Annotated in this window: 29 protein-coding genes and 2 pseudogenes; 21 read left to right on the top strand and 10 right to left on the bottom strand. The window is 38.6% G+C overall.

The genetic code is table 11. The features are described 5' to 3' along the window. Positions 1 to 151 precede the first annotated feature (151 nt). The gene (hutG, locus tag OO7_RS12340; protein WP_008916259.1) at positions 152 to 1,069 is read right to left on the bottom strand and encodes a formimidoylglutamase; all 918 of its coding nucleotides are present in this window, start codon (positions 1,067 to 1,069) and stop codon (positions 152 to 154) included. A gap of 2 nt (positions 1,070 to 1,071) precedes the next feature. After that, the gene (locus OO7_RS12335; protein WP_008916258.1) at positions 1,072 to 1,803 is read right to left on the bottom strand and encodes an IclR family transcriptional regulator; all 732 of its coding nucleotides are present in this window, start codon (positions 1,801 to 1,803) and stop codon (positions 1,072 to 1,074) included. Between the two features lie 158 nt (positions 1,804 to 1,961). Between OO7_RS12335 and trmN the strand changes: the two genes are divergently transcribed. After that, positions 1,962 to 2,696 (top strand): tRNA(1)(Val) (adenine(37)-N(6))-methyltransferase TrmN, encoded by a 735-nt coding sequence (trmN, locus tag OO7_RS12330; RefSeq protein ID WP_008916257.1) that lies wholly within the window; start codon positions 1,962 to 1,964, stop codon positions 2,694 to 2,696. Between the two features lie 80 nt (positions 2,697 to 2,776). On the opposite strand, the gene nadB is transcribed toward trmN, so the two are convergent. Then, entirely contained in the window at positions 2,777 to 4,387 is a 1,611-nt protein-coding gene (gene nadB / locus OO7_RS12325; protein ID WP_008916256.1) for an L-aspartate oxidase, read from the bottom strand. A gap of 435 nt (positions 4,388 to 4,822) precedes the next feature. Here nadB and rpoE point away from each other — a divergent pair, with 435 nt between their 5' ends. The 5 genes and pseudogenes from rpoE to OO7_RS12300 all read left to right on the top strand — a co-directional run bounded on the left by rpoE (position 4,823) and on the right by OO7_RS12300 (position 9,468). Continuing rightward, complete coding sequence (rpoE, locus tag OO7_RS12320) at positions 4,823 to 5,401, top strand: RNA polymerase sigma factor RpoE (RefSeq protein WP_008916255.1); 579 nt, start codon at positions 4,823 to 4,825, stop codon at positions 5,399 to 5,401. Positions 5,402 to 5,499: 98 nt separating this feature from the next. Beyond that, entirely contained in the window at positions 5,500 to 6,123 is a 624-nt protein-coding gene (gene rseA, locus OO7_RS12315; protein WP_008916254.1) for an anti-sigma-E factor RseA, read from the top strand. Then, a complete protein-coding gene (rseB, locus tag OO7_RS12310; RefSeq protein ID WP_008916253.1) occupies positions 6,123 to 7,067 on the top strand; it encodes a sigma-E factor regulatory protein RseB in 945 nt (314 codons plus the stop codon). The genes rseA and rseB overlap by 1 nt, the downstream gene beginning before the upstream one ends. A gap of 9 nt (positions 7,068 to 7,076) precedes the next feature. Further along, on the top strand, positions 7,077 to 7,538 hold the full coding sequence (gene rseC / locus OO7_RS12305; RefSeq protein WP_008916252.1) for a SoxR-reducing system protein RseC: 462 nt from the start codon (positions 7,077 to 7,079) through the stop codon (positions 7,536 to 7,538). Between the two features lie 732 nt (positions 7,539 to 8,270). Continuing rightward, positions 8,271 to 9,468 (top strand): annotated as a pseudogene (locus tag OO7_RS12300) (tyrosine-type recombinase/integrase). A gap of 12 nt (positions 9,469 to 9,480) precedes the next feature. Here the strand turns inward: OO7_RS12300 and xis are convergent. Genes xis through OO7_RS17530 form a run of 6 tightly spaced genes read right to left on the bottom strand, consistent with a single transcriptional unit; the run spans position 9,481 to position 11,014 of the window. Beyond that, entirely contained in the window at positions 9,481 to 9,669 is a 189-nt protein-coding gene (gene xis, locus OO7_RS17645; protein ID WP_043892894.1) for an excisionase Xis, read from the bottom strand. Positions 9,670 to 9,686: 17 nt separating this feature from the next. Continuing rightward, on the bottom strand, positions 9,687 to 10,004 hold the full coding sequence (locus OO7_RS12290) for a hypothetical protein (protein WP_008916250.1): 318 nt from the start codon (positions 10,002 to 10,004) through the stop codon (positions 9,687 to 9,689). Between the two features lies 1 nt (position 10,005). Then, positions 10,006 to 10,167 (bottom strand): hypothetical protein, encoded by a 162-nt coding sequence (locus OO7_RS17535; protein ID WP_156823145.1) that lies wholly within the window; start codon positions 10,165 to 10,167, stop codon positions 10,006 to 10,008. Beyond that, positions 10,154 to 10,552, bottom strand: coding sequence for a hypothetical protein (locus tag OO7_RS12285; RefSeq protein ID WP_008916249.1), 399 nt, complete (start codon positions 10,550 to 10,552; stop codon positions 10,154 to 10,156). The genes OO7_RS17535 and OO7_RS12285 overlap by 14 nt, the downstream gene beginning before the upstream one ends. Continuing rightward, a complete protein-coding gene (locus tag OO7_RS12280) occupies positions 10,536 to 10,790 on the bottom strand; it encodes a hypothetical protein (RefSeq protein WP_008916248.1) in 255 nt (84 codons plus the stop codon). Before OO7_RS12280 ends, OO7_RS12285 begins: the two co-directional genes overlap by 17 nt. Continuing rightward, positions 10,787 to 11,014: a hypothetical protein gene (locus OO7_RS17530; protein ID WP_043892893.1), complete on the bottom strand. Its 228-nt coding sequence runs from the start codon at positions 11,012 to 11,014 to the stop codon at positions 10,787 to 10,789. The genes OO7_RS12280 and OO7_RS17530 overlap by 4 nt, the downstream gene beginning before the upstream one ends. Before the next feature lie 71 nt (positions 11,015 to 11,085). Between OO7_RS17530 and OO7_RS12270 the strand changes: the two are divergent. The 15 genes and pseudogenes from OO7_RS12270 to OO7_RS12200 form a co-directional block, all read left to right on the top strand. Then, a pseudogene (locus OO7_RS12270) lies at positions 11,086 to 12,129 on the top strand (DnaB helicase C-terminal domain-containing protein); the annotation flags it as partial. Between the two features lie 23 nt (positions 12,130 to 12,152). Further along, positions 12,153 to 12,422 (top strand): hypothetical protein, encoded by a 270-nt coding sequence (locus tag OO7_RS12265; protein WP_008916245.1) that lies wholly within the window; start codon positions 12,153 to 12,155, stop codon positions 12,420 to 12,422. Positions 12,423 to 12,466: 44 nt separating this feature from the next. After that, entirely contained in the window at positions 12,467 to 13,246 is a 780-nt protein-coding gene (locus OO7_RS12260) for an antitermination protein (RefSeq protein WP_008916244.1), read from the top strand. Positions 13,247 to 13,345: 99 nt separating this feature from the next. Then, a complete protein-coding gene (locus OO7_RS12255) occupies positions 13,346 to 13,897 on the top strand; it encodes a YagU family protein (protein ID WP_043892712.1) in 552 nt (183 codons plus the stop codon). 912 nt (positions 13,898 to 14,809) lie between these two features. Next, entirely contained in the window at positions 14,810 to 15,172 is a 363-nt protein-coding gene (locus OO7_RS12250) for a DUF4406 domain-containing protein (RefSeq protein WP_008916242.1), read from the top strand. A 374-nt stretch (positions 15,173 to 15,546) separates the two neighbouring features. Further along, positions 15,547 to 15,750, top strand: coding sequence for a phage tail assembly chaperone (locus tag OO7_RS12245; RefSeq protein WP_008916241.1), 204 nt, complete (start codon positions 15,547 to 15,549; stop codon positions 15,748 to 15,750). Between the two features lie 32 nt (positions 15,751 to 15,782). Continuing rightward, positions 15,783 to 16,040 (top strand): DUF1799 domain-containing protein, encoded by a 258-nt coding sequence (locus OO7_RS12240; RefSeq protein ID WP_008916240.1) that lies wholly within the window; start codon positions 15,783 to 15,785, stop codon positions 16,038 to 16,040. A 213-nt stretch (positions 16,041 to 16,253) separates the two neighbouring features. Then, positions 16,254 to 16,604: a hypothetical protein gene (locus OO7_RS12235; RefSeq protein WP_008916239.1), complete on the top strand. Its 351-nt coding sequence runs from the start codon at positions 16,254 to 16,256 to the stop codon at positions 16,602 to 16,604. 18 nt (positions 16,605 to 16,622) lie between these two features. After that, complete coding sequence (locus OO7_RS12230; protein WP_008916238.1) at positions 16,623 to 17,354, top strand: hypothetical protein; 732 nt, start codon at positions 16,623 to 16,625, stop codon at positions 17,352 to 17,354. A 94-nt stretch (positions 17,355 to 17,448) separates the two neighbouring features. After that, positions 17,449 to 17,832, top strand: a complete 384-nt coding sequence (locus tag OO7_RS12225) for a hypothetical protein (protein ID WP_008916237.1) — start codon at positions 17,449 to 17,451, stop codon at positions 17,830 to 17,832. 201 nt (positions 17,833 to 18,033) lie between these two features. Continuing rightward, positions 18,034 to 18,240 carry a hypothetical protein gene (locus OO7_RS12220; protein WP_008916236.1) on the top strand — a complete coding sequence of 69 codons (207 nt, stop codon included), beginning with the start codon at positions 18,034 to 18,036 and terminating at the stop codon, positions 18,238 to 18,240. Between the two features lie 20 nt (positions 18,241 to 18,260). Further along, entirely contained in the window at positions 18,261 to 18,989 is a 729-nt protein-coding gene (locus OO7_RS12215) for a phage tail length tape measure family protein (protein WP_008916235.1), read from the top strand. Next, the gene (locus OO7_RS12210) at positions 18,986 to 20,011 is read left to right on the top strand and encodes a phage tail fiber protein (RefSeq protein WP_052329022.1); all 1,026 of its coding nucleotides are present in this window, start codon (positions 18,986 to 18,988) and stop codon (positions 20,009 to 20,011) included. Before OO7_RS12215 ends, OO7_RS12210 begins: the two co-directional genes overlap by 4 nt. A gap of 137 nt (positions 20,012 to 20,148) precedes the next feature. Beyond that, positions 20,149 to 20,898, top strand: a complete 750-nt coding sequence (locus OO7_RS12205) for a tetratricopeptide repeat protein (protein ID WP_008916233.1) — start codon at positions 20,149 to 20,151, stop codon at positions 20,896 to 20,898. Next, positions 20,899 to 21,309 carry a hypothetical protein gene (locus OO7_RS12200; RefSeq protein WP_008916232.1) on the top strand — a complete coding sequence of 137 codons (411 nt, stop codon included), beginning with the start codon at positions 20,899 to 20,901 and terminating at the stop codon, positions 21,307 to 21,309. It begins immediately after the preceding gene. A 48-nt stretch (positions 21,310 to 21,357) separates the two neighbouring features. Here the strand turns inward: OO7_RS12200 and OO7_RS12195 are convergent, their stop codons facing one another. Continuing rightward, complete coding sequence (locus OO7_RS12195) at positions 21,358 to 21,639, bottom strand: DinI-like family protein (protein ID WP_008916231.1); 282 nt, start codon at positions 21,637 to 21,639, stop codon at positions 21,358 to 21,360. Positions 21,640 to 21,670: the final 31 nt, after the last annotated feature.

The following is a 21,670-nucleotide window of genomic DNA, read 5'->3' as shown; positions in this document are numbered from 1 at the left end:
CATACTTATGTATGCTCCTAGGATCTCGCGCGTTTGCCGCCTTGCACTAACAAGAAATTCAAGGTCTAAATGCTGTATTTTTAATGATAAATATTAATTTTTGGTTTTTACTTTACTGTTTATTATGGTTTTTCTTGTTAAATTGTTATTTTTAAAATAAAAATTGATAAATTAAATATGCGGCTAATTTTGCTGTATGATTATCAATATCAAACTCGGGATTACATTCAGCGATATCAAAGACTTTAATTTTTCCGCTAGCCTTAATAACTGCAAATAATTCATCAAATATTTCTACGCTAATTCCCTTTGGTGCTGGAGCACTAACACCAGGGGCAATTGATGCAGAAAATACGTCAAGGTCTATGGTGATATATAAGTAATCCACTTCATTAATAAAATGCTGGATCTGTTGAATGATATTAGGTAATTGAGATTGCGTTAGGGCTTTATCTCGAATATAACGACATCCCAATTGATCTGCCGTATCAAATAAGATTTTGGTATTTCCATGATCGGCAATGCCTAAACAAAGATAGTGGAAAGGGCGTTCATGTTGCTGACATAATTTTGCGGATTGCAAAAATGGCGTTCCTGATGTGGCTTGCGGAGCAGAGCGTAAATCAAAATGCGCATCAAAATTAATAATTCCAATAACTTTTTTTGGCTGTGTTTGTGATACAAAATCAAATAAGCCTTGAAAGCTTGCAAAAGCAACTTCATGACCGCCGCCTAAAATAATTGGCGTTTGGTTCTGAGATAAAATATCAATGATTTCATCTGATAACTGGCGCTGTGCTTTCTCTAAGTCGCCATCATCACAGCTAACTGTACCGACATCACGAATGGCTAAAGATTGATGTATAGGCAGGCCTGCAAGTTGTTGGCGAATCGCTTGCGGACCTGCTTTTGCGCCAAGTCTGCCTTTATTGCGTTTTACACCTTCATCTGAAGCAAATCCAAGCAAAGCAAATTTTGCCGGTATGATTTTGTTCATCACTTGATGAATACGTAAATGTTCTTCGGTATCACCATCTGTACGGCCTTGCCAAATAAACGGTTCTGCCATAATTACTCCTGATTAATTAATTTAGTGATATTGTGAGCGGCTTTGCAGGTATCAGTAATAAATTCATTAACGCGATGTGTTGACCGAAATTCTGGCGCCATGACTGAGATAACAGCAATTATGTCTTGCCCTTTAAAAATAGGTGCAGCAACACCGAGAACGCCTTCATCAATCTCACTGATTGACATGCCGTAACCCTGTTGGCGAATTTGGGTTAATGCTTGTTTTAATTGCTGTAGACTTTCAGTCGTTTTCAATTGTGATCCATGTGTTTCAAAAACTAATTCTTGATAATCTTGATCACGAAATGCCAATAAAGTTTTAGCACTAGCACCTTTTATTAAGGTGTTACCACGCCCGACAACAAAAGAACATCGCAGTGCTTGTGAACTTTCAACCATATCAACACAGATGGTTTCACATAAATTTGATGTAATAATAGCGACCGTTTCTTGTGTTTTTTTACCGAGCACTTGTAATTCTGATTTTGATGCACTCATTAATAAGCTATGGTGATAATATTTATCTTGAGTTTTAATACTCTGTGCACCAACTGTATAAGTACCATATTGTTTAGCAAAAGTTATAAATTCCCAATTTATGAGAATGGTTAATAATCGGTAAACAGTGGATATAGGAATATTTAAAGCCTTAGATATCATTTGTGGTGTAACTGGAAGCTTGTTTGTCGTGATATAAGACAAAATATTCAATGTTCTATTGATACTATTCATGGTGACCTCTTTTTTTGAACTTAGCAGCTAACATTTTATGACTCAAATGTAATTCTCATAATACGAGAATTATTTTATTTGAAGTGTGATTCATTATTACTTTTATCGTTGTCATTTTACTTAAGGTTAGAAAATGGCATTTTCTTTAGAGTGGGCGAATGAGCAATGTAATAAAAAACCATCGCAGAGGTGGTTTTACTTTTAAGCAGTTTTTTGTTGGGCATGAAAAATGTGCAATGAAGGTGGGGACGGATGGCGTTTTATTAGGGGCTTGGGCACCTGTTTATACTGCAAAAAAAGCGCTAGATATTGGCAGTGGTAGTGGATTAATTGCATTAATGCTTGCTCAGAGAAATGTCAATTTAACGATTGATGCCGTTGAATTAGATAGTGATGCTGCACAACAAGCGCAAGAGAATTTTCAAGGATCAAAATGGCAAGAAAGGTTGCGGGTTGTTAATCAAGATATTGTGGCCTTTAGTCAACAACTTGATTTCCAATATGATTTAATTGTTAGTAATCCACCTTATTTTGAGCCAGCAGTTGCTTGCCGTAATGAGCAGCGTGATCAAGCTCGTTACACCACAACATTGACACATGAAACATTATTGGAATGTGCGAAAAAATGTCTTAGGGATCAAGGCTTATTTTGTTTGGTATTACCTTATGAAGTGGGGCAAAAACTAGAACAAATGGCACAGGATAGTGGCTGGTTTACGGCATATCGAGTCAATATTCAAGATAAGCCCTCGACACCTTTTCATCGAATGTTATTGGGATTACAAAAAGAAGAAACGCCAACTCAGTGTTCAACATTGATCTTAAAAGACGAAAATAACGTTTATACGGCAGCTTTTCAGGAATTAATTCGCGATTTTTATTTAAAATATTGATGAATTAATACATGAGTAAGTCATGATGCAATCACAATATAATTGAAACATGCTGATTGTCAGTCAGCATGTTAATTAATTTAGTGAGTATTTGGATATAAAATCGTTGGTTCTGAATATTCGTGCTGTTCTGGATAATCTAATGTGTAATGTAATCCGCGACTTTCTTTGCGTTCGAGGGCGCATAACACCATTAATTCAGCAACTTGCACTAAATTTCTAAGTTCTAATAAATTATTGGAAATACGGAAATTAGCATAGTAGTCATGAATTTCTTGCTGCAATAAATGGATACGATTTAATGCGCGCTCTAATCGTTTATTCGTCCTCACAATTCCCATGTAATCCCACATAAATAAACGAAGTTCATGCCAGTTATGTTGGATAACGACTTGTTCATCAGAATTATGAACACGGCTTTCATCCCAATTGGGAAGCTCTGGGACTTCTTCGACTTGTGAAATTGTTGCAGTGATATGTTCCGCTGCTGACCAACCATAGACTAAACATTCTAATAATGAATTAGATGCCATACGGTTTGCACCATGTAAACCGGTATAGCTGACCTCGCCAATGGCATAGAGATTGTCAATATCAGTCATACCAACTTGGTTAACTCTTACGCCTCCGCAGGTGTAATGGGCGGCAGGAACAATCGGGATAGGTTCTTTAGTGAGATCAAGCCCTAGTGAAATTAACTTAGCATAAATATTGGGGAAATGACTTTGGATAAATTCAGCGGGCTTATGGCTGATATCAAGATACATGCAATCAGCACCAAGTCGTTTCATTTCGTGATCGATTGCTCTGGCAACAATATCCCGCGGAGCTAATTCACCTCGGGCATCATAATCCGGCATAAATCTACTGCCATCAGGCCGTTTCAAATAAGCACCTTCACCGCGTAATGCTTCTGTTAGTAAAAAATTACGGGCTTGCGGATGAAATAAACAGGTTGGGTGAAATTGATTAAATTCGAGGTTAGCGACACTACAGCCGATACGCCAAGCCATTGCAATGCCATCACCGGATGAGATATCAGGATTAGTGGTATATTGATAGACTTTTGCTGCGCCACCTGTTGCTAATATAATTGTTTTAGCTCGAATAGTTTCAACTTGTTCTTTTTGTCGATTCCAGACATAAGCGCCGACGATTCTTTGTTCACCAGTGATGCCGATTTTATCAGATCGAATAAGATCTACCGCGTTATAACGCTCTTTAATATGAATATTGGGATGAGAAAAAGCTAAGTTGACTAAAGTGGTTTCGACTTCTTTTCCAGTTGCATCACCATGATGAAGTATTCGCCTATGGCTATGGCCGCCTTCTCGAGTGAGGTGATACTGGACTTCACCTGACTCAGTGACTTCGGTATCAAACATGACACCTTGGTCAATTAGCCACTGAACACAGGTTTTTGCATTGGATGCAATGAATTCAACAGCACTTTTATCGCAGATCCCTGCACCTGCAATTAAAGTATCTTCAACATGGGATTCAATGCTATCTGTATCATTAAAGACCGCGGCAATTCCCCCTTGGGCATAGTATGATGCGCCTTCTTTTAGTACGCTTTTACTAAGAATTGTCACTTGATGAAATGGTGCGAGCCGTAATGCGGCTGAAAGCCCCGCAACACCGCTACCAATAATAAGAACATCAGTATAATGCTGTGTGTAATTGTTCATAAGTGTCTGCATATCTAGCATATATTGGAAGTTTCATGTTAGCCTATCGCGTTTGGTAATGCTATTTGTGAAACAGCTTCTAAGATTCTTTTCATGTAAGTTCATAGTAAGTGCTTGAGCGTGATAGGAACTTGGCGCGGTTTAGCATAAACTTGTATGCTGGATGAAGTCATCTTCGTCATATTCGGATACTGTGTTGTTCAGTAATGACTCAAAATTTTTTTGATGAAATAGGCCAGTCAACAGTATGAAATGACTACGATCTTTAGGATCATTCGTCAGTAAAAAAACATTATATTTGTAAGTTTTTTACTATTTTTAAGTATTAAATTGAACTTCAGTTGTTTTTATTACTCAAAGTAACGCTTGCTTTAGGAATAGATTCATGATCAATTTAAAAAATTTACAGCCTGAGTTCGGGAGATTTTCCCAGGAATGAGCGAGCAATTAACAGACCAGATGTTGGTCGAAAAAGTCCAAAAGGGCGATCAAAAAGCATTCAACTTGTTGGTGATTAAGTACCAACATAAAGTTGCAAGTTTGATTTCCCGTTATGTACCACAAGCTGATGTTCCTGATGTTGCGCAGGAGTCGTTTATCAAAGCTTATCGTGCAATTGGATCGTTTCGTGGTGATAGCGCGTTTTACACGTGGCTATATCGCATTGCAGTGAACACGGCTAAAAATTATATAGTCGCGCAAGATAGACGCCCACCCGCGTCAGACCTTGAAGCGAGTGATGCAGAAAACTATGAAACAGCTAGCGCCTTAAAAGAAATTTCGAACCCAGAGAACTTAATGTTGTCTGAAGAATTAAGAAAAGTCGTTTTTCGTACCATAGAATCGTTACCTGAAGACTTGAGAATGGCGATAACCCTTAGGGAACTTGATGGTCTAAGTTACGAAGAGATTGCTGAGATTATGGATTGCCCTGTAGGCACTGTACGCTCGCGTATCTTTAGGGCTCGGGAAGCGATAGATAATAAAGTACAGCCACTGGTTCAACAGCATTAATATTTTGGGCATTTATTGGTGAATTTGAAGGTTATCAATAAGTGGTTAATCAGTGAATTTAACTGTCATTTGATGCAATTAACTGAAGGTATTTGGGCATGCAAAGAGAGAAACTTTCCGCAATGATGGATGGCGAAGTTCTAGATGTAGAACTAATAAATGCCATTTCACGTGATTCAACGTTACAAAAACGTTGGGAGAGCTATCATCTTATCCGTGATACTCTGCGTAATGAAACCCCAGATGTTCTAAATTTTGACATTGCGGGTAAAGTTGCAGCAGCATTAGAGAAAGAAGTCGTACAAATAAATCCTCAGGTAGTTGTTGAATCACAACCTGAACCTGCAACATGGAGTGGTATGCCTTTCTGGCAAAAAGTTCGCCCATGGGCAAGTCAAATTACTCAAATTGGTGTTGCAGCATGTGTGTCTCTCGCTGTCATCGTAGGGGTACAGCAATACAATCAAAGTAATTCTATTGATTCAGTTATTGATGAACCTGTATTCAATACCATTCCAGCTGGGACTGGTGCACCTGTTAGCTTGAATATTGCGGATGGTCAATTCTTTGGAAATGAGCAGCAAATGCAACAGGTTGAGCAACAAAATCAGCGTATTAACTCAATGCTGCAACAATACGAAATTGAAAGACGTTCAATGCTAAATCAACAATATCAAGATGACGCTAAAGCAGCTGCGCCAGCTGGAGTTAAACTGCAATAATGAATAAATGGTTTTCCGTCATCTGCCTGACGGGCAGCCTGATTTTTTCTAATCAAGCTTTGGCATCTGAATCTGATGCCGAAGCTCTCTTTCAAGAAATGGGATCTGCTGCCCAAAATCTTTCCTATGAAATGTCTTTCATGTCATTTAACCCCAGAAGTATCGTTCCCGTTCGATATCGACATGCTATTATTAACGGTGTGCCCGTTTCACAAATGATTCAAATGGACTCATCACGTCGTGAAATTGTTCAAAAAGGGGAAGTGATTAGTTACTTTGAGCCGGGTTTTGATGCATTTAGTTTGAATGGGCAAAATATTGTTGATAATTTGCCTTCAGTACTTTTTGCGGATTATGAAAAAATTAAGCCGTATTATAATTTTATTGATGCAGGTCGAACACATATTGGTGATAAGCCTTCATTAGTCATTCGAATTATTTCTAAGGATAATTCACGGTTTAATTACACATTATTGATTGATGAAGAAAATAAGTTACCGTTAAGGGTTGATCTACTTGATAACAACAATCAATTATTAGAACAATTCCGTGTTATTTCAACGGTATTAGATAGTAAAACAGTAAAAGATTCTTTAGTTAGTTTAAGTAAAATTAACTTACCCCCACTCTTAGTTTCCCCTAAAAATGATAATCCTGCATTTAAATGGCGAGTTGGTTTATTGCCTCCTGGTTTTGAAGAAGTTTCACGATCAGAGCGCAATCTTGGTGAAAATGATGATGTAGAAAGTGCTTTATTTAGTGATGGAATGTTTACTTTTTCTGTTAATGTAACTAAAGCTGAACAAGGTTCATTATTAGATCAACCCATACAAAATGGTCGCCGCACAATTTACACAATGACTCAGGGACGAAATGTGATTACCATAATAGGTGAGCTGCCTTTACCTACAGCGCAGCAAGTTGCAGCTAGTATTCGTTTTTAGGAGTAACTAATGATTAAAGAATGGGCGACAGTCATTCATTGGCATCAAGGAAGAGCAATATTACGTTATGGTTCTTCCTCTGGATGTGGAAGCTGTAGCGCTCGTGCCGCTTGTGGTTCTTACGCCTTGAGCAAAATAGGGCCAAATACAGAACACCAATTAGAGGTTGCAATAGAGCAGCCTTTAGCTATTGGGCAGAAAGTTGAGGTGGGTATTCCTGAGGGAAGTTTGATCCGCTCTGCTATGTTAGTTTATTTGACGCCGTTGTTTGGGTTATTTTTGGTTGCAGCATTAGCGCAAGTGGCAGGATTAGAACAGTTTTGGGTCGCCTTATCTGGCATATTAGGCGGTTTCTTTGGCTTCTTTTTAGCGCGCAAAATTGCGTCTTATTGGCGTGACGAAACAGCATTTCAGCCCGTTATTCTGCAAATAGGACTCCCACCAGAAGAGCTTTCCATTCAAATGAATTAATAAATAAAACGGCTTGATGATAAGCTTAATACTCGAGGCCGTTTGAATTTATTTTGGCAAATACGTTACCTTTATTTAGCACCAACTTGAATAGTTTACAGTTGTTTTACATTGAATCTTTGTGTTAGAGAGATCTTCTATGTAAAATGCTGCTAATTAGCAATCTTGTGATAATCATAGCATTTTAGTTCTACGATAAATATTGATGTAGGGCTGATTTTGTAGGCAATTTAAAAGAAGATATTACCTTGAAAATCAATAACATAAGAAACTTTTCTATCATTGCTCACATCGACAATTCGACCGCAGTCAAGCCATGACAACCTAAGACAAGTTAACGCTATAATAAATTGAATTATAACGAAAAAGTAAAATTAACATCGACAAGCTAAGACAACCAAAGTCACCTCAAGCCACTATTTTTGTGTCCATCATTGTGTCCATATATCCATTTGCGCTATTATAAATTACTGTAAAAGCATAACCCTCTTTATCTTATTGAAAAATAAACTTTCGCATGAAAAATGCACATGCCTATAGGTGAGATATGATGAAGCAATAATGGAGTAAAAATTATTACTATAACAAGTTCATATTTTAAGTGTAATCTCGAAAGAAAATAGAAAAAATGCTGAAATTACACATTCCTAACATACTGAAAAATAAAGTGATTGACACAAATATGGACACAGTAATGAGGGCGTGGATGAATAATAATGGAGCAGGATCATCATGGCGATAACGAATGCGTATTTAAAATCTAATCTCGGGAAAAAGAGAGATAAGGTTGAGGAGAAAGCTGATCGTGATGGTTTGTGGGTTAGGATATCCCTGCAGGGGGCGATTACTTTTTTTTATCGTTATCGATTTAATGGTAAGCAAGACAAAATGACAATTGGCAAATATCCCCAAATGTCGTTAAAAGAAGCTCGCGACGAATTATTGAAATGGTCCTCAGTTTTAAGTAAAGGTCAAAATCCAAAATACCAGAAAGTCATTATTGCGAGTGAAAAAAATAATATAGGCTCCTTCGAAGAAGTATTTCGAGATTGGTTTGATGTAATGTGCAAGCAAAGAGTCAGTGCCCATCAAATTATGAGAACGTTTGAATTACACGTATTTCCTCAAGTAGGTAAATATCCAATAAATGATTTAACTGTTCACATGTGGCTAGATTTATTAGATCAGCTATCCAAAAAATACTCAGAGATAACAAAACGTGTAATTAGTAATGCTAGGCAATGTTATTCATGGGCAGTAAAAAGGAGAGTGGCACTATCAAATCCATTAACTGATTTGACAGGTAAGGATTTTGGTATTCAAAAAGGCGTTGGTGATAGAACCTTATCTTCAGAAGAAATAGCACTTTTTTGGTGGGCGTGTGAAGAATCGAGAGTTTCTTTTGTCAACGAAATGCTACTAAAGCTCTGTCTATTCTTTGGGTGCAGGGTTTCAGAGCTAAGATTGGCTAAAATTTCTGATTTTGATTTAGTGGAAAAGCTATGGACTGTTCCTCCTGAAAATCACAAAACTGGCGGAAAACAAAAAACCATTAGTGCGTCCATTAATTGGTGATGTTATTCCTATAATTAAAAAGTTGGTGGATCTCGCTGCTGGTGATTATCTATTTTCCAATAGCAAGTCACCTCAACTACCATCAGCACATTTAAAACTTCCCGTTAATTTGATTATTTTTATCAAGAAACATAAGAAGAAAACGTTACCTCATTTTTCTATACATGATCTTCGTAGAACTGCTCGGACTAATTTCTCTGAACTAACACAACCGCATGTTGCTGAAATTATGCTAGGACACAAATTACCGGGAGTATGGGGAGTTTACGACAAGTATAATTATATTGATGAAATGCGAGAGGCATATCAATCTTGGTGGGATAAGTTAATACTAATAACGAAAACCGCCCAATAAAGGGCGGATTTATTAGCGGTTAGACTGGTTCAGTTCAGCATCCTGTTCTTGCCATTCCAAGACCTTATACCTGAACCAGCGATTTTTAGAACCCTTAAGACTATAATCCGGATCTGGAAATGGTAAAGTGGTTCTGTTTCTTAGGCGGCTTAATGTTCTGGATGAAATGCAAAGGTGCTCACAAACATCTTTTGTTGCCATATATGCATTATCAAGAGTCACTTATCACCTCCTTTTATATACCCGTTCTTCAATATTATTGCAGCTATCTCCGCAGGGGTACCAACAGCTAAACCGTCATCGATGATGTTACATAAGGTTCCCTTGCTGAGTTGCTCAAGCGTCTTAGGCCATACCTTGTAAGGCACACCAAAATAAATACAGTCGGCTATCTGGCTGGTGGCCATTTGAATGATTTCCTCAGTGGTAAAATTCATCCTCCGATAACCTGCACCCCAAACAGCATCAGTTACATCACCCGGATCACCACCTGCATTTTTAATGATATTAACCAGATTTGAATCTAGCGTTGTCATGTCAAAGATCCTCAATCAGAATACTTCCGATAAAACCCGCCCATAAGCCTAAGCCGAATATTGCAGCCTTGGGCATGCCAGCCTCTACGCCTGACTCCATACCGATAACGGCAGTAGCTATAAATGCAATCATATAGATAATAAATCGCTTAAAAGCTCTCATTGATTGTCTCCAGACTTGCAGCTAACCGTACTCGGGCTTTTTCTTCAGCGGCTAATACGAGCTCCATAAATTCACTGTGTGGTAATAGTTTTTTAAACTCATCAATCAAAATTTCATTTCTGATAACGCGCTCTGAATAAGCAACCTCTTTTCGTTGCTGTTTTAAAACACCTAACTGATCACATACACATCGGCGTTGCCAATTTAAGTGCTTACGTGCAGTTCTTGCTTTAATTGCCCAATCTGGATATTTATCTGCTTTAATATCAAGTTCCGCATCGATACGGATAATTGACGCATTGCAGTAGGCGAGGGCGCGAAGATAATCTTCAAGTGTCACTAAGGCATCAAGATCTAACCGGTTTTCTTTAGTAAACTTCAGCATTGCTAGCTCCCTTTGATTTACGTTTTTTCTTATTCGTTTTTGTTACTACCTTTGGCTCACTAACCTGCGGGGCTGGTGGCATCGGCGGACAGATACCTGCACGTATATAAAATCGTTGTCTAATGCCATGAATAATCTGTGCGGTATAATCTCTTCCATCGTCAATATGATGTGCAGCTTTTACCACCGGTGAGTCATACTCGTTAATTTCGAATTCAGTGTTATCTTGCTCAATCACTTGTTCGCCTCCTTGCTGATGATTTTGTAAGCCCGTAAAACGTGGTTTGCTTTGCCATAAATCGTAGTGACTCGAAAAAAGAACCCCGTCGATAAATCATGAACTGGCGCACGAAGTAGGGCGGTATCAATTAAGTGATTTAGCTTTCTACGTTCGGTAATGAAAGATAGGATCACTACTTTGGCTGTATTACCTGTTTCGCTAGCGATATATTCAATTTTCATTTTTCCACCGTCCTTAGTGCATAGTTGGCATTGCTGGAAAGCCACCTTCGGACTCCAGTGCTCGGATATACCGTCACGTTATTGAGTCAGGCACGATTAATGCGGCATCCGAAGCTATGGACGAGTTCGTTAAAAAAGCCAGTGAATTACGAGTCAATAACGCTGAAATTAAACCTATTCACACTGAAGAGCTGGTGAGCGACTTTGCTGAAGTGTTAGATCAGCGACTCAGAAATGGCGACGAATCCGATACGTTAAAAACAGGTATCCGTGAACTTGATGAAATCACAGGTGGGATTAATCCCGTCGATTTAGTGATTGTTGCCGCTAGACCAGCAATGGGTAAGACCGAGCTAGCACTGCGGATCACTGAAGGTGTCGCCTCACAAGTCGATAAACAAACGGGACACAAAAAAGGCGTCCTAATTTTCTCCATGGAAATGAGTTCTCGCCAGATCATTGAACGTCAAATAGCAGGGGCGTCTGGTTTATCTGTTTCAGCATTGAGAAACCCTGCAAAAATGGATGATGAGGGCTGGGCTGGAGTTTCTCGTGGTATTGGTGTTGTCCAAAATCTCGATGTTTGGGTGGTTGATGCAAGCAAGCTGGACGTAGACCAAATTAGGGCGATATCAAAAAGACACAAACAAGAACATCCTTCACTGGCACTAATCTTAGTCGATTATTTGGGATTAATAGAAAAACCGAAAGCTGAGCGCAACGATCTGGCGATTGGCTACATATCTTCAAGCCTCAAAGAAATGGCTAAAGAGCTGTTAACACCGGTTATCTCACTCAGTCAGCTTTCACGCGATGTTGAGAAGCGACCAAACAAACGCCCCGTTAATGGTGACTTGCGCGACTCAGGAAGCATTGAGCAGGACGCAGATTCTATCATCATGCTTTACCGTGATGCGGCTTATAACGAAAACTCACCAGCAGCAAAATACGCAGAAATTATTGTCACTAAAAACAGGTTTGGCAAAACAGGCACTGTTTACCAAGAATTTAAAAATGGTCACTTCTTAGATGTGGATCAGGCACAAGCCGCCAGCGCATGCACACAAAGTTCAAGGCCGCAGCAAAGACGCTATCAAGGGGGAGCTGATGTTTAGTTAGGTACTAAATGGAGAATTATATGAGAGAGATAACTGTAAAAGTTCACTACCAAAAAGAGTTTGAAAAGCCGTTCGTTTGTTATGTCTGCGGAAACATAGTTCTTGACGAGTTCGTTGAGCTTGAAGAGGCAATCCAAACAATACCTGAAATTGAAAAGGAAGGTGACTATGAATTTATCTTCTCATTCAAGTATGAGGAAGACGTAATTGATAATGGATGGTCCTATGAGTTAGTTGGTTTTTATCCAATGGATGAAGACGGAAGTATATCCAAAACACAGTTAATGTAATTGAAACAATATTTATAAATTTTAACTAAATCAAAGGTGGCTTAATGAAACTCGAAAATGCACTGAAAAACTTTCACCCTAAGTCACCTACATTCGGTAATGTAGCGGGTTGTACTTCCCCTGACCGAATAACCGGAACGGATACCATGGCAGCTATGGGAATGACTGAAGCACAGGCTAAGTTCGGTATGACTGCTTTTCTGGCTAAAAATGACATCAGCGAAGAGGATAAATTTTCTACTGTGGAAGCTTTGACTCAATATGCGCTAAAAGTAGCCCCTAAATTAGTTCGCAAGGCTGCTGGCAAGAAACTGGGCTACTGCTTAATTGTTCTGGCCAAGATGGCGTTTGAAGATTATGCCCGTTCAGCGGGGTCGGTTTTTCCCTGTTCAGCATGTAGCGGTAAAGGCCTTATTTATAAGCGTAAGGATGTCATTAAACATCCTGGTATAAGGAGACTAGACGGAACTGTAATTATTGAGCCATGGACGAAAAACGAAAAGGTGGGTGAATTATGTATTTCTTGCAATGGTAAAGGGAAAATAGCCCACCGTTGCCGCTGTAAAGGGCGGGGTAAAGTATTAGATGAAGCGCAGACCGAATTGCAAGGGGCGCCAGTTTATAAAGATTGCCCTCGCTGTGCAGGTAAAGGCTTCAATCGTATGCCGTCGTCTGTGGCATATAATGCAATAAGGCATCTAGTACCTGACCTTAACGAAAGAACATGGCGTAGAAATTGGAAGCCGTTCTATGAAAAATTAACAAGCAAGTGTTTTATTGAAGAAAGCTTAGCAGAAGAAGCGTTTAGTCAAAAAATTAAATAATCTCAATAGCTAATTAAGCTTAAATTACTTTTAAAACTGTAAATTTAATGTTATTTCGTGTAAAAAGAAAATGTTAAAAATTTACATGAGGTAGTGTTTATGTGGAGTAACAAAGTAAATATAAAGATAGTCATCTGGGGAACCATTATTGGTGGTTTCATTAGCTCATTGGTTAAATGGGGTTCTGAGGTAAATATGCCCCCGAGAGTTGCAGGAGAGGTATCACCTCCTGCAGCCAATATTGATGCGTGGTTTGGGTGGCTGGGTATTAATTCTCACTCTCTTGATTATTTTTATCAGGGATCATTGGTCGGTGGTGCTGTAACTTTATATCATTGGTTATTCAGCTTTGTGTTCGCTTTTGTATATGTTTTCTTATCAGCTTATTTACCTAAGATTCGAATGTTCTATGGTGCACTATATGGTGTTTTAATCACAATATTTGCACACGGAATTATGATCCCATTACTTGGTTTTCGTTATCCATCATATAACGAGGGTAAAGTTGGTTGGCTCTGGAATTTAAATGGTTATGAACTTGTTAGTGAAATTTTAGGGCATATTTATTGGGCTGTATCTATAGAAATTTGTTTAATTGCAGTCTTGGCATCTTTTGCTCGCCCTATACGGGGTAGCTGGGCTGATCGATAAAACAATGCTTACACGCGACAGTGTAGACTATTGCATTTTGTCCGGAATTGGCTTATTATCTCCAAATAATGGACATTCTATACCTAGTCGCATTAAACCAATTCAAGACCTCGCATTGCGGGGTTTTTATTATCAGTATTTACATAAATTATCTTATAATCTATATTTATAGGGTAATATGAAATTAAAGCCGTACCTTATTTTGCCTGTTAATAGTGCTGTGCTGTTAACAGGCTTTTTTTATTTTCTTTTTGGGATTCTGGGCAAAAAAAATGCCACTACTTAGGGATGAGTGGCTAAATAAGGGATAAATTAATGAGACTTAGAGAATAGATAAAATGAGTCGAGCAATGTTTCAATGAATATAACTCATTAATTTAAAAAAGAAAATAGTCTATATTTAATGGTTGCCATTTGATTAATCTCATTCGGACAATGAAAACTCTATTTGCCAGCTTCTATCTTTCACATAGCGGCATTAAAGCGAGTAGGGTTCTCATTGTTATATATGAGCAATCAAGGCAATTCTGGTTTATCTGTATAAAGGCTCTGTCGCCAAACATTATTCTGTCTTTATGCTGAGATGCCAGACTCTCAAATAACAGTGCCCCTCATAACCTCTACGCAGAACAGAGAAATCTGGTTTGCGATACGTTCGGGGCTTTCGATGTAAGCACATTCTTCATTTTGGAGGGTTGTGTGATTAGGGACACCAGATATCCGTCGACCAAAACATCATCTGGTGTCCCTTTCTATTTTGTTTCCCTCATCAATAAGGGTATCATAGTTTAAGTTATTGATATTGTTCCGCTATGGGAATYCCCATAGCGACAATTCCAACTCTCCGGAATTTCCTAATAGTTCACATTCAAGAGGTCGCCTAGTGCGGCCTTTTTCTTTTTTAGGGTAATTATGAAAATTTATATTGCTGGGCCTATGTCAGGGTTGCGTGATTGTAATCGCCCTGAGTTTAACCGAGTTGCTGATATTCTTACGAAGAATGGTGATGTTGTACTAAACCCTGCAACTCTACCTGATGGTCTATCACAGGCTGATTACATGGCGATATGTATTGCGATGCTTCAGCGGTGCGATGCAATTTTAATGCTGAATGGGTGGCAGGGTAGTGAGGGTGCTAAGGCTGAACATGCATTACCGGAACGGGTGGATTGGGGCGATATGCCGCAATTGCTTATTGACGCTATGAACTCAATAGCAAAGTGCAATTTAGATAAGAAAGCTATTCGAGAGATTGAGGCAGAAAGAGCAAGATAATTTAAGGTAATCTAGTTAGTAGCATTTATACTGTATTTAATTGTTATTCATTTGAGAGTATATATGCGTGATTCTTTAGTTTTTATTTTTGTTCTATTTGTTTGCGTAGTAATGATTCGGCATCAAATAAAATCCAAGGTTACATATAAACATTTTTTGTTATTTTTATTTTAATATCAGCAGCAATGATTTCCTATATTGCAGATGCTATATATACATGGCTAAAATTTAACCTCCCTCTGGATTACTGGTTAGTTCTTACTTTATCTGCTGTGCTTAACCTATATCCCAAATGCAACCTTTGAACACACTGTAAAAATTACCCTGCCAGATGGTAAACAAGGTGATTTACCTTTTATTTTCATGCATAAAAAATGAGTGAATTGGATGATATGGGTAAAGCAGAGAACCTGACTGACTCGGGCTTCTTGTTGCAAATTGCTAAGGGCTGGGGCTTTAAAGAGCATGAATTTAATGAAGCTAATATTACTGAGTTCTTCGATAACTATCCGGGTGCTCCCTTTGAAATTTTCACGTCTTATCGCCAAGCGCTATTAGGTATTCGTGAAAAAAACTAATTGCGGTTGCTCAGGCGTGTTATAGCAAGCCGTTGTCTGCCATTGAGTTAGATTTGCTGGGGGATTTGGGTGACGATGAAATTGCTGTCACATCCGATATTGAAGATTCTGTGACTTTATTTCAAGCATTATCTACTCAATGGCGCGTCAGCATGGATGGCCCAACAGGTATTGATTACACCGTTATTCCCATGTTGGCAAAGGCATATGGCATTAATGACCTGACAACCGCGATGAAAGATATTCAACTGATGGAAGCCAAAGCGTTAGAGCTGATACATAAAAAATAGGGCAGTTATGCCCTAGTATCAATGCACCAAGTAGGTATCATTGTATATGTATACAGTGGTTTGCCAACTATTAACGACAGCTAACGACAGTTAAAATCACACAACTGGGGTTGTTAAGTTAACTTAAAAGCTCTAATATACTTCAAGGTAATTGTTCAAATTTGAGCAATTCATACTAAAAATATCATTACATCAAGCTAACAAGGGGGCTATATGAGAACTGAACATACCAGGTCTATACAAACTATTAGCCATTCTACCGAACTTGTTAAGACATTTTTTGATGATACTACTGAAAAGGTTTTCTCTGTTCGTCGCCTTAGCGTGAGAAAGGATCCGAATAGACAGTTATTTATTGTTACTATAGAAAATGATACCAAAAGCGACGAATATAAAGTTGTTCCTTTTGCTGAGCTGTCATATCGTAAAAAAAAGGTTAACGTAGTTGTTGACCCTAACATTCAGTATCCAGAATTAAATCAAAGCATAACTAATGTGATTGAAAAAATTAAATCTTCAATTCTTGGTTACATGTCAAATTATCAGAAGTTGTCTGTCCATTAATAAGATAGTGAGAAAGGGATGGCTCCAAACTTTACCAGTAGTTACTCAAAGGATTTGAATAGAAAACCAGATTGTGAAAGAGAAGATGAAATAGAGTCTTTCTATTATCTTACTGGTGAAGGTGATTTATTAATGATCACCGAGTACGCGCTTACTGGAAGCGAATTTCATTACTATTCTAAAATAGTATCCCTAGGGTGTACAACAGAAGGCTTTTTTGCAGATCACTCCACACAAATGAGAAGGCTTCGCTTTTCTGATGAGCATATTATCGGTGAACTACTTGAGTTAGGAATGCGTGACGAAGAAGAGGATGTTCTAATTGGTCGTGTGGCATATAATGATTTCACCTTCTTTGAAGGCTCAGTGATGAAAGCTGGGAAGCAAATCAGGGGAGTAGCTATCCTTGATGATTACCAAGCGGGCGGCATTGCTCGTAATGTGTATAAATGCTTACTCATGAAGCACGAATATATAGTATGTGATAACTTGCAAACTATAGGTGGTGGGTCTTTATGGGTTTCTGGAATGACAAGTCTTGGTGAAGTAAGAATTTACGACACAATCAAAAAGAAATTTATTGATGTGCTATCAAATACTGGATGTGGGCATAAAGGTATCATTCCATGGAGTGCTGAGGGGTTATCTCAGTCTGATATAGCTAAATGGGAGCCAAGAAAATTATCAATGGATTCCTGTCATCACATAGTGAACATTATCAGTAAAGATAGAATTTATAGTAATGATTAATATATTGACAACTAACCCACTCCGGTGGGTTTTTTATTGCCTGAATTCTGCATTTATCCTAGCATTTGCGAACTTAACTAAAATATGGTGATGCATGAAAAAAGGATTGTTCTTAGTTATTTGGGTTATTTTACTGTCTGGGTGTGGTGGGAAAGATGTAACGTATAATGGAGAATACGTTTGTATTATAGATCGAGATATAAACCGTGGTGCAGGGCTGACGGGTAGTGAATATGAATTCCCTGGCAATTTATCAGAAGCTGTCATTATGATTGAAAATAGAGTGGTGACAGTAAAGGGAATGAATATTGGGGATTATGTAACTCCAAGGCTTGAAGAAAAAAAAGGCAAAGAGGGCGATGAATTGTTTTATGATAAAGATGATATTCATATTGGTTATATGAAAAGGCTAGGGATACTTTCATTCCGTCTCCCAGACGGAAGTGGTCAGGTCTTGACAAGCTGCAAGAGTAAATAATCTTATTTGAATATTGCTAATAAATTGTTTGCCATGACAATTTTTTGTTTGCTTCAATTTGCACTCCCGCTAAGCTAACACTCGGTGGAGATCTAACCCACATATAGCTCAATAATAAGTTTGTCATCTCAATATGCCCCTTAATTGGGGATTTTTGCTTTGTGCCACCTTCGGGTGGTTTTTTTGTACCCGAGGAAAGTTATGACACAAGAAATAGCCGGTATTTCATTTAAAGTAAGCACTAACGAACTAGAAAAAGGTTCAAAAGCACTGAATGAGTTACAACAAGCAGCTAGTAAGCCTATCAACAAGGTAATATTGATACTGAGCGCTACCGTGCTTTACTTGAAGATATCACCAATCGTACAAATGGACTGGGTGTTGCAGAAAAAGAGCTATCAACACTAAAAAGTTCCTTTCTACATAAAATGCACGAACAAGTGTTTTTGTATGGCGCGACGAAAACCGAAATGCTGGCGTACAAAGCGGCTCAAATGGGCATATCGAGAGAAGCTGCGCCTATTATTGCTCAGATGAAAAAGCAGGAAGAACGTACCGCAAGATTAGCGTCTGAGCAGAAACAAGCCGCCCAAGCAGCACGAGAGCTGGCTAGAGAACAGCAAATCGTAGCGGTAGCAGAGGCAAGAGAAGCTCAAGCGAAAGAAAGCTTTATTCAGGCATTAAAAAATGAAGCCGACGCATTAGGCAAAACAAAGTCTGAACTACTGCAAATGAAAGCGGCTCAATTGGGTGTTAGTCAGCAAGCCGAGCCATACTTAGCCAAACTCAAACAGCAAGAACAAGCTTACCGCAATGGCTCTATTACCATTGGTCAATATCGTAATGCCATGCGTCAATTACCGATGCAAATGACGGATATTGTGACCTCACTTGCTTCTGGTATGCCTATTTGGTTAGTGATGGTTCAGCAAGGCGGACAGATTAAAGATTCGTTTGGTGGTATTGGTAATTCATTTAAAGCCGTACTGTCGTTAATTACCCCAATGAGAATAGCGATGCTAGGTGTGGTAGGGGTAACGGGAGCACTCGCCATTGCTGCCTATAAAGGCTCGAAAGAATTCACCGAATATAATAAACAGCTTATTTTAACGGGGAACTATGCAGGGAAAACAGCCTCACAATTGGACTCATTATGATGTCAATGAAAACAATGAACCTCGAGTCTGGCCCTCATTTTGTATCTCGTAGAAATAACGGCACTTATAGAACGCACTTATTACAAGACGCGAGCGGGACATTAATGCACCTCGGTGACTTTGGTTTTGGACTCGGCAGAGGTGGATATACACCTGCCGGCAAAATTTCAGACTACAGGGTGAATAGTATTAGTTACTCACAAGAGGCAAACAACGGGACAGATAGATACAAAAAATCCAATCATCACTTATTAAACGTCTTTGGTTACACTGACAGCTCATATGGATATCAATTGGCGTTCCGAGCAGGGGCAGAGGATATAGGGTTTCGTGCAATTAATAGTAATGTTATTGGTGAATGGAGAGACTTTTATACAACAGCAAACACAACAAAAGACTCAAATGGTAACTTAAAAGCCGCTTCTCCGATTGTTAAAGTCTTTGCTGATCACATCGAAAATAACGACGAATCAGAAGGTGTTGAACTCAGAAAGTTGCACACAGGAATTTACCAGTTACACGGCGTTCTTGGTTTAAACTCAGATGCGAGCTGGGGCGGCATTAACGGCGGCATCACAATTCCATGCGGCATTAATCAACTTCCCCTTGTTTATGTGCTTTATGATGTACTTGAAAAAGGCAAGCAACACCCATTCGATGGACGCATTGTTGAAGCTGATGAGGATAGGGATATTGTTCTGTATACAACTTATCGTAAGCACGACTTACCGCAAAACATTCAATATGAGCGTTTCAAGCTTTACCCTGAATTTTTAAAAGAAGTCGATGGGGAGAAAGTCGAATTAACATCGGGAGAGCCTTGCGATATTCCTGATGGCCACTGGGTTGATGTTCGTGTCAATATGCCGAGTAATTCTATCTACAATCAAAAGCTAGCCGAATCACAGCGACTAGCTAAAATTGAAGCTGAACGTATTGCGAAAGAGGAAGCGGAGAAAGCAGAGCAGGAAGCTGCTGAACGTGAGCAATATGAACTCAGTGAGAGTGATGCATTGCTGTAATTAAAATGAATGCGCCAGCTCGAGTAGTTGGCGCTTTACTAACCCAGTGAAGTTTGTTGAACTCAATGAGTCGTTAGTTTAATATAAGAGAAAGGTATTTCCCCAATTAATCTAGTGAAATGCAAGGATGCAAGCTAATGCTACGCCCTGAATCGAAAGGTAACGAAATCTTAGACACCCTAACCAGCTCAATGCTAGCGGGTGAAATGAAACTGTTCCCTATTGACATTATGCGTGCAAAGCGAGAAATAGATAAACTCGATGATCCTGCGCTTAGGTTACACCTAAAAGGCATTATGTTCATTCTTTCCGGGAATGATGTTGACGAAGGGATTTCATTATGTGAAAGAGCTATCATGCTAAATCCAACGGACTCACTTTACTGGAATAATTATGTTGTAACACTGAGAAGTGCAGGTTTATTTAAAAAGCATAATGAATTCATAGAAAAATCCTCAAGTAAATTGATCTGCTATCCTAAATTAATAGGTTATGAGTTGTTTATGATGGGTGTTTTCTCATTAAGAGTTGACCTAATTAACGATGTTATACTTAATTTAGAAAAAATGAACCTCTCTATAGATGATGTAGGCATAAATGACGAAGATAGGAGGACGACGATGTTAATGTGGGAAAATCCATCACTTATCAATCAAATCCGACCTATGGTTGATTGTCTTTTTAATGTAGTCGATCACCAATATAAAGGTTCAATATCATCTTTTTTGAAAAAAGACATTGATGGAACAATGACCTATGTTTTTAGAGCTAATCTGAATTGCGATCAAGTTGCTGATTTAAACGAGCAATTATTTGAGCTTTTGTATGATAAAAATCTGCTAACAAGTGATTGCTGCATCTATATTGAATCCGAAGGTTTGTATTAAATGGAATTGAGCGATTTTCTTGAGTACGCAAAAAAAATTATAGCTGATGACAAATCAGAGGTGGCCATTAGAACAGCGATAAGCCGTGCGTACTATTCAAGCTTTTACCATTCAAATAGCTTAATCACATCAAGCTTTAGAGATAGTGATGAATGGAAATCGATGCCGTTTGGTGAGCACAAGAAGCTTGTTGAGTCGCTTATAAGACATCAGGGCTGTTATGATTATGTTCCGAAAAAACTGGCTGCAAGCATCGGTAATCGATTGAATATTTTGAAATCGAAGCGCCATGATGCAGATTATAACTTGGCTATGAAACATACGGAAATGAAAGCATCTCAAGTCATTACCGAATCAACAAAATTGGTAGACCTTATAAGCTCATTGCAGAGTGAAAACACCACAGGCTAACGTCACTTTCAAATAGTACGGCCGCTATATAAATAACGGCCTTTTAGTTCACTTATCAAAATATTCTACATCTTCAGTTCGATTAACTTCAGGAAGCCAACTGTCATCTTCCCAAATTTCCTGCACAGCTTCTTCGATGTAATCTTTCTTCTCGTTCTTTTTTAGCCCGTCAACAGTTAACCCGCCTTGAGTTCCCCATCCGACGATCACATTCAAATCTGGATATTTATCTTTTAACTTTTTCTCAACTTGAATTCTAAGCGCATCAAAAGTACCAGGAGTAATTTTGTCTTTCATGCTGCTATCAAAACGAATTTTAACGTTAACCATAACTCACCTCTTTAACTGGTTTTATATACAG

Origin of the sequence: Providencia sneebia DSM 19967 (assembly GCF_000314895.2) — a bacterium.
GTDB lineage: Bacteria > Pseudomonadota > Gammaproteobacteria > Enterobacterales > Enterobacteriaceae > Providencia > Providencia sneebia.
The sequence above is the reverse complement of the archived record's forward strand: the minus strand, read 5'-3'. Positions and strand labels throughout refer to the sequence as shown.

Bases quoted from the DNA above. Each gene is read 5' to 3' on its own strand.
- OO7_RS17530 (WP_043892893.1), bottom strand. From the start codon at position 11,014: ATGAAAATTGAATATATCGCTAGCGAAACAGGTAATACAGCCAAAGTA.
- OO7_RS12235 (WP_008916239.1), top strand. From the start codon at position 16,254: ATGAGAACTGAACATACCAGGTCTATACAAACTATTAGCCATTCTACC.
- rseA (WP_008916254.1), top strand. From the start codon at position 5,500: ATGCAAAGAGAGAAACTTTCCGCAATGATGGATGGCGAAGTTCTAGAT.
- rpoE (WP_008916255.1), top strand. From the start codon at position 4,823: ATGAGCGAGCAATTAACAGACCAGATGTTGGTCGAAAAAGTCCAAAAG.
- xis (WP_043892894.1), bottom strand. From the start codon at position 9,669: ATGGCAACAAAAGATGTTTGTGAGCACCTTTGCATTTCATCCAGAACA.
- OO7_RS12290 (WP_008916250.1), bottom strand. From the start codon at position 10,004: ATGACAACGCTAGATTCAAATCTGGTTAATATCATTAAAAATGCAGGT.
- OO7_RS12260 (WP_008916244.1), top strand. From the start codon at position 12,467: ATGAAACTCGAAAATGCACTGAAAAACTTTCACCCTAAGTCACCTACA.
- OO7_RS17535 (WP_156823145.1), bottom strand. From the start codon at position 10,167: ATGAGAGCTTTTAAGCGATTTATTATCTATATGATTGCATTTATAGCT.
- OO7_RS12230 (WP_008916238.1), top strand. From the start codon at position 16,623: ATGGCTCCAAACTTTACCAGTAGTTACTCAAAGGATTTGAATAGAAAA.
- OO7_RS12210 (WP_052329022.1), top strand. From the start codon at position 18,986: ATGATGTCAATGAAAACAATGAACCTCGAGTCTGGCCCTCATTTTGTA.
- OO7_RS12215 (WP_008916235.1), top strand. From the start codon at position 18,261: ATGCACGAACAAGTGTTTTTGTATGGCGCGACGAAAACCGAAATGCTG.
- rseB (WP_008916253.1), top strand. From the start codon at position 6,123: ATGAATAAATGGTTTTCCGTCATCTGCCTGACGGGCAGCCTGATTTTT.
- OO7_RS12205 (WP_008916233.1), top strand. From the start codon at position 20,149: ATGCTACGCCCTGAATCGAAAGGTAACGAAATCTTAGACACCCTAACC.
- trmN (WP_008916257.1), top strand. From the start codon at position 1,962: ATGAGCAATGTAATAAAAAACCATCGCAGAGGTGGTTTTACTTTTAAG.
- OO7_RS12250 (WP_008916242.1), top strand. From the start codon at position 14,810: ATGAAAATTTATATTGCTGGGCCTATGTCAGGGTTGCGTGATTGTAAT.
- OO7_RS12285 (WP_008916249.1), bottom strand. From the start codon at position 10,552: ATGCTGAAGTTTACTAAAGAAAACCGGTTAGATCTTGATGCCTTAGTG.
- OO7_RS12265 (WP_008916245.1), top strand. From the start codon at position 12,153: ATGAGAGAGATAACTGTAAAAGTTCACTACCAAAAAGAGTTTGAAAAG.
- OO7_RS12245 (WP_008916241.1), top strand. From the start codon at position 15,547: ATGAGTGAATTGGATGATATGGGTAAAGCAGAGAACCTGACTGACTCG.
- OO7_RS12195 (WP_008916231.1), bottom strand. From the start codon at position 21,639: ATGGTTAACGTTAAAATTCGTTTTGATAGCAGCATGAAAGACAAAATT.
- OO7_RS12225 (WP_008916237.1), top strand. From the start codon at position 17,449: ATGAAAAAAGGATTGTTCTTAGTTATTTGGGTTATTTTACTGTCTGGG.
- nadB (WP_008916256.1), bottom strand. From the start codon at position 4,387: ATGAACAATTACACACAGCATTATACTGATGTTCTTATTATTGGTAGC.
- OO7_RS12200 (WP_008916232.1), top strand. From the start codon at position 20,899: ATGGAATTGAGCGATTTTCTTGAGTACGCAAAAAAAATTATAGCTGAT.
- rseC (WP_008916252.1), top strand. From the start codon at position 7,077: ATGATTAAAGAATGGGCGACAGTCATTCATTGGCATCAAGGAAGAGCA.
- hutG (WP_008916259.1), bottom strand. From the start codon at position 1,069: ATGGCAGAACCGTTTATTTGGCAAGGCCGTACAGATGGTGATACCGAA.
- OO7_RS12255 (WP_043892712.1), top strand. From the start codon at position 13,346: ATGTGGAGTAACAAAGTAAATATAAAGATAGTCATCTGGGGAACCATT.
- OO7_RS12220 (WP_008916236.1), top strand. From the start codon at position 18,034: ATGACACAAGAAATAGCCGGTATTTCATTTAAAGTAAGCACTAACGAA.
- OO7_RS12335 (WP_008916258.1), bottom strand. From the start codon at position 1,803: ATGAATAGTATCAATAGAACATTGAATATTTTGTCTTATATCACGACA.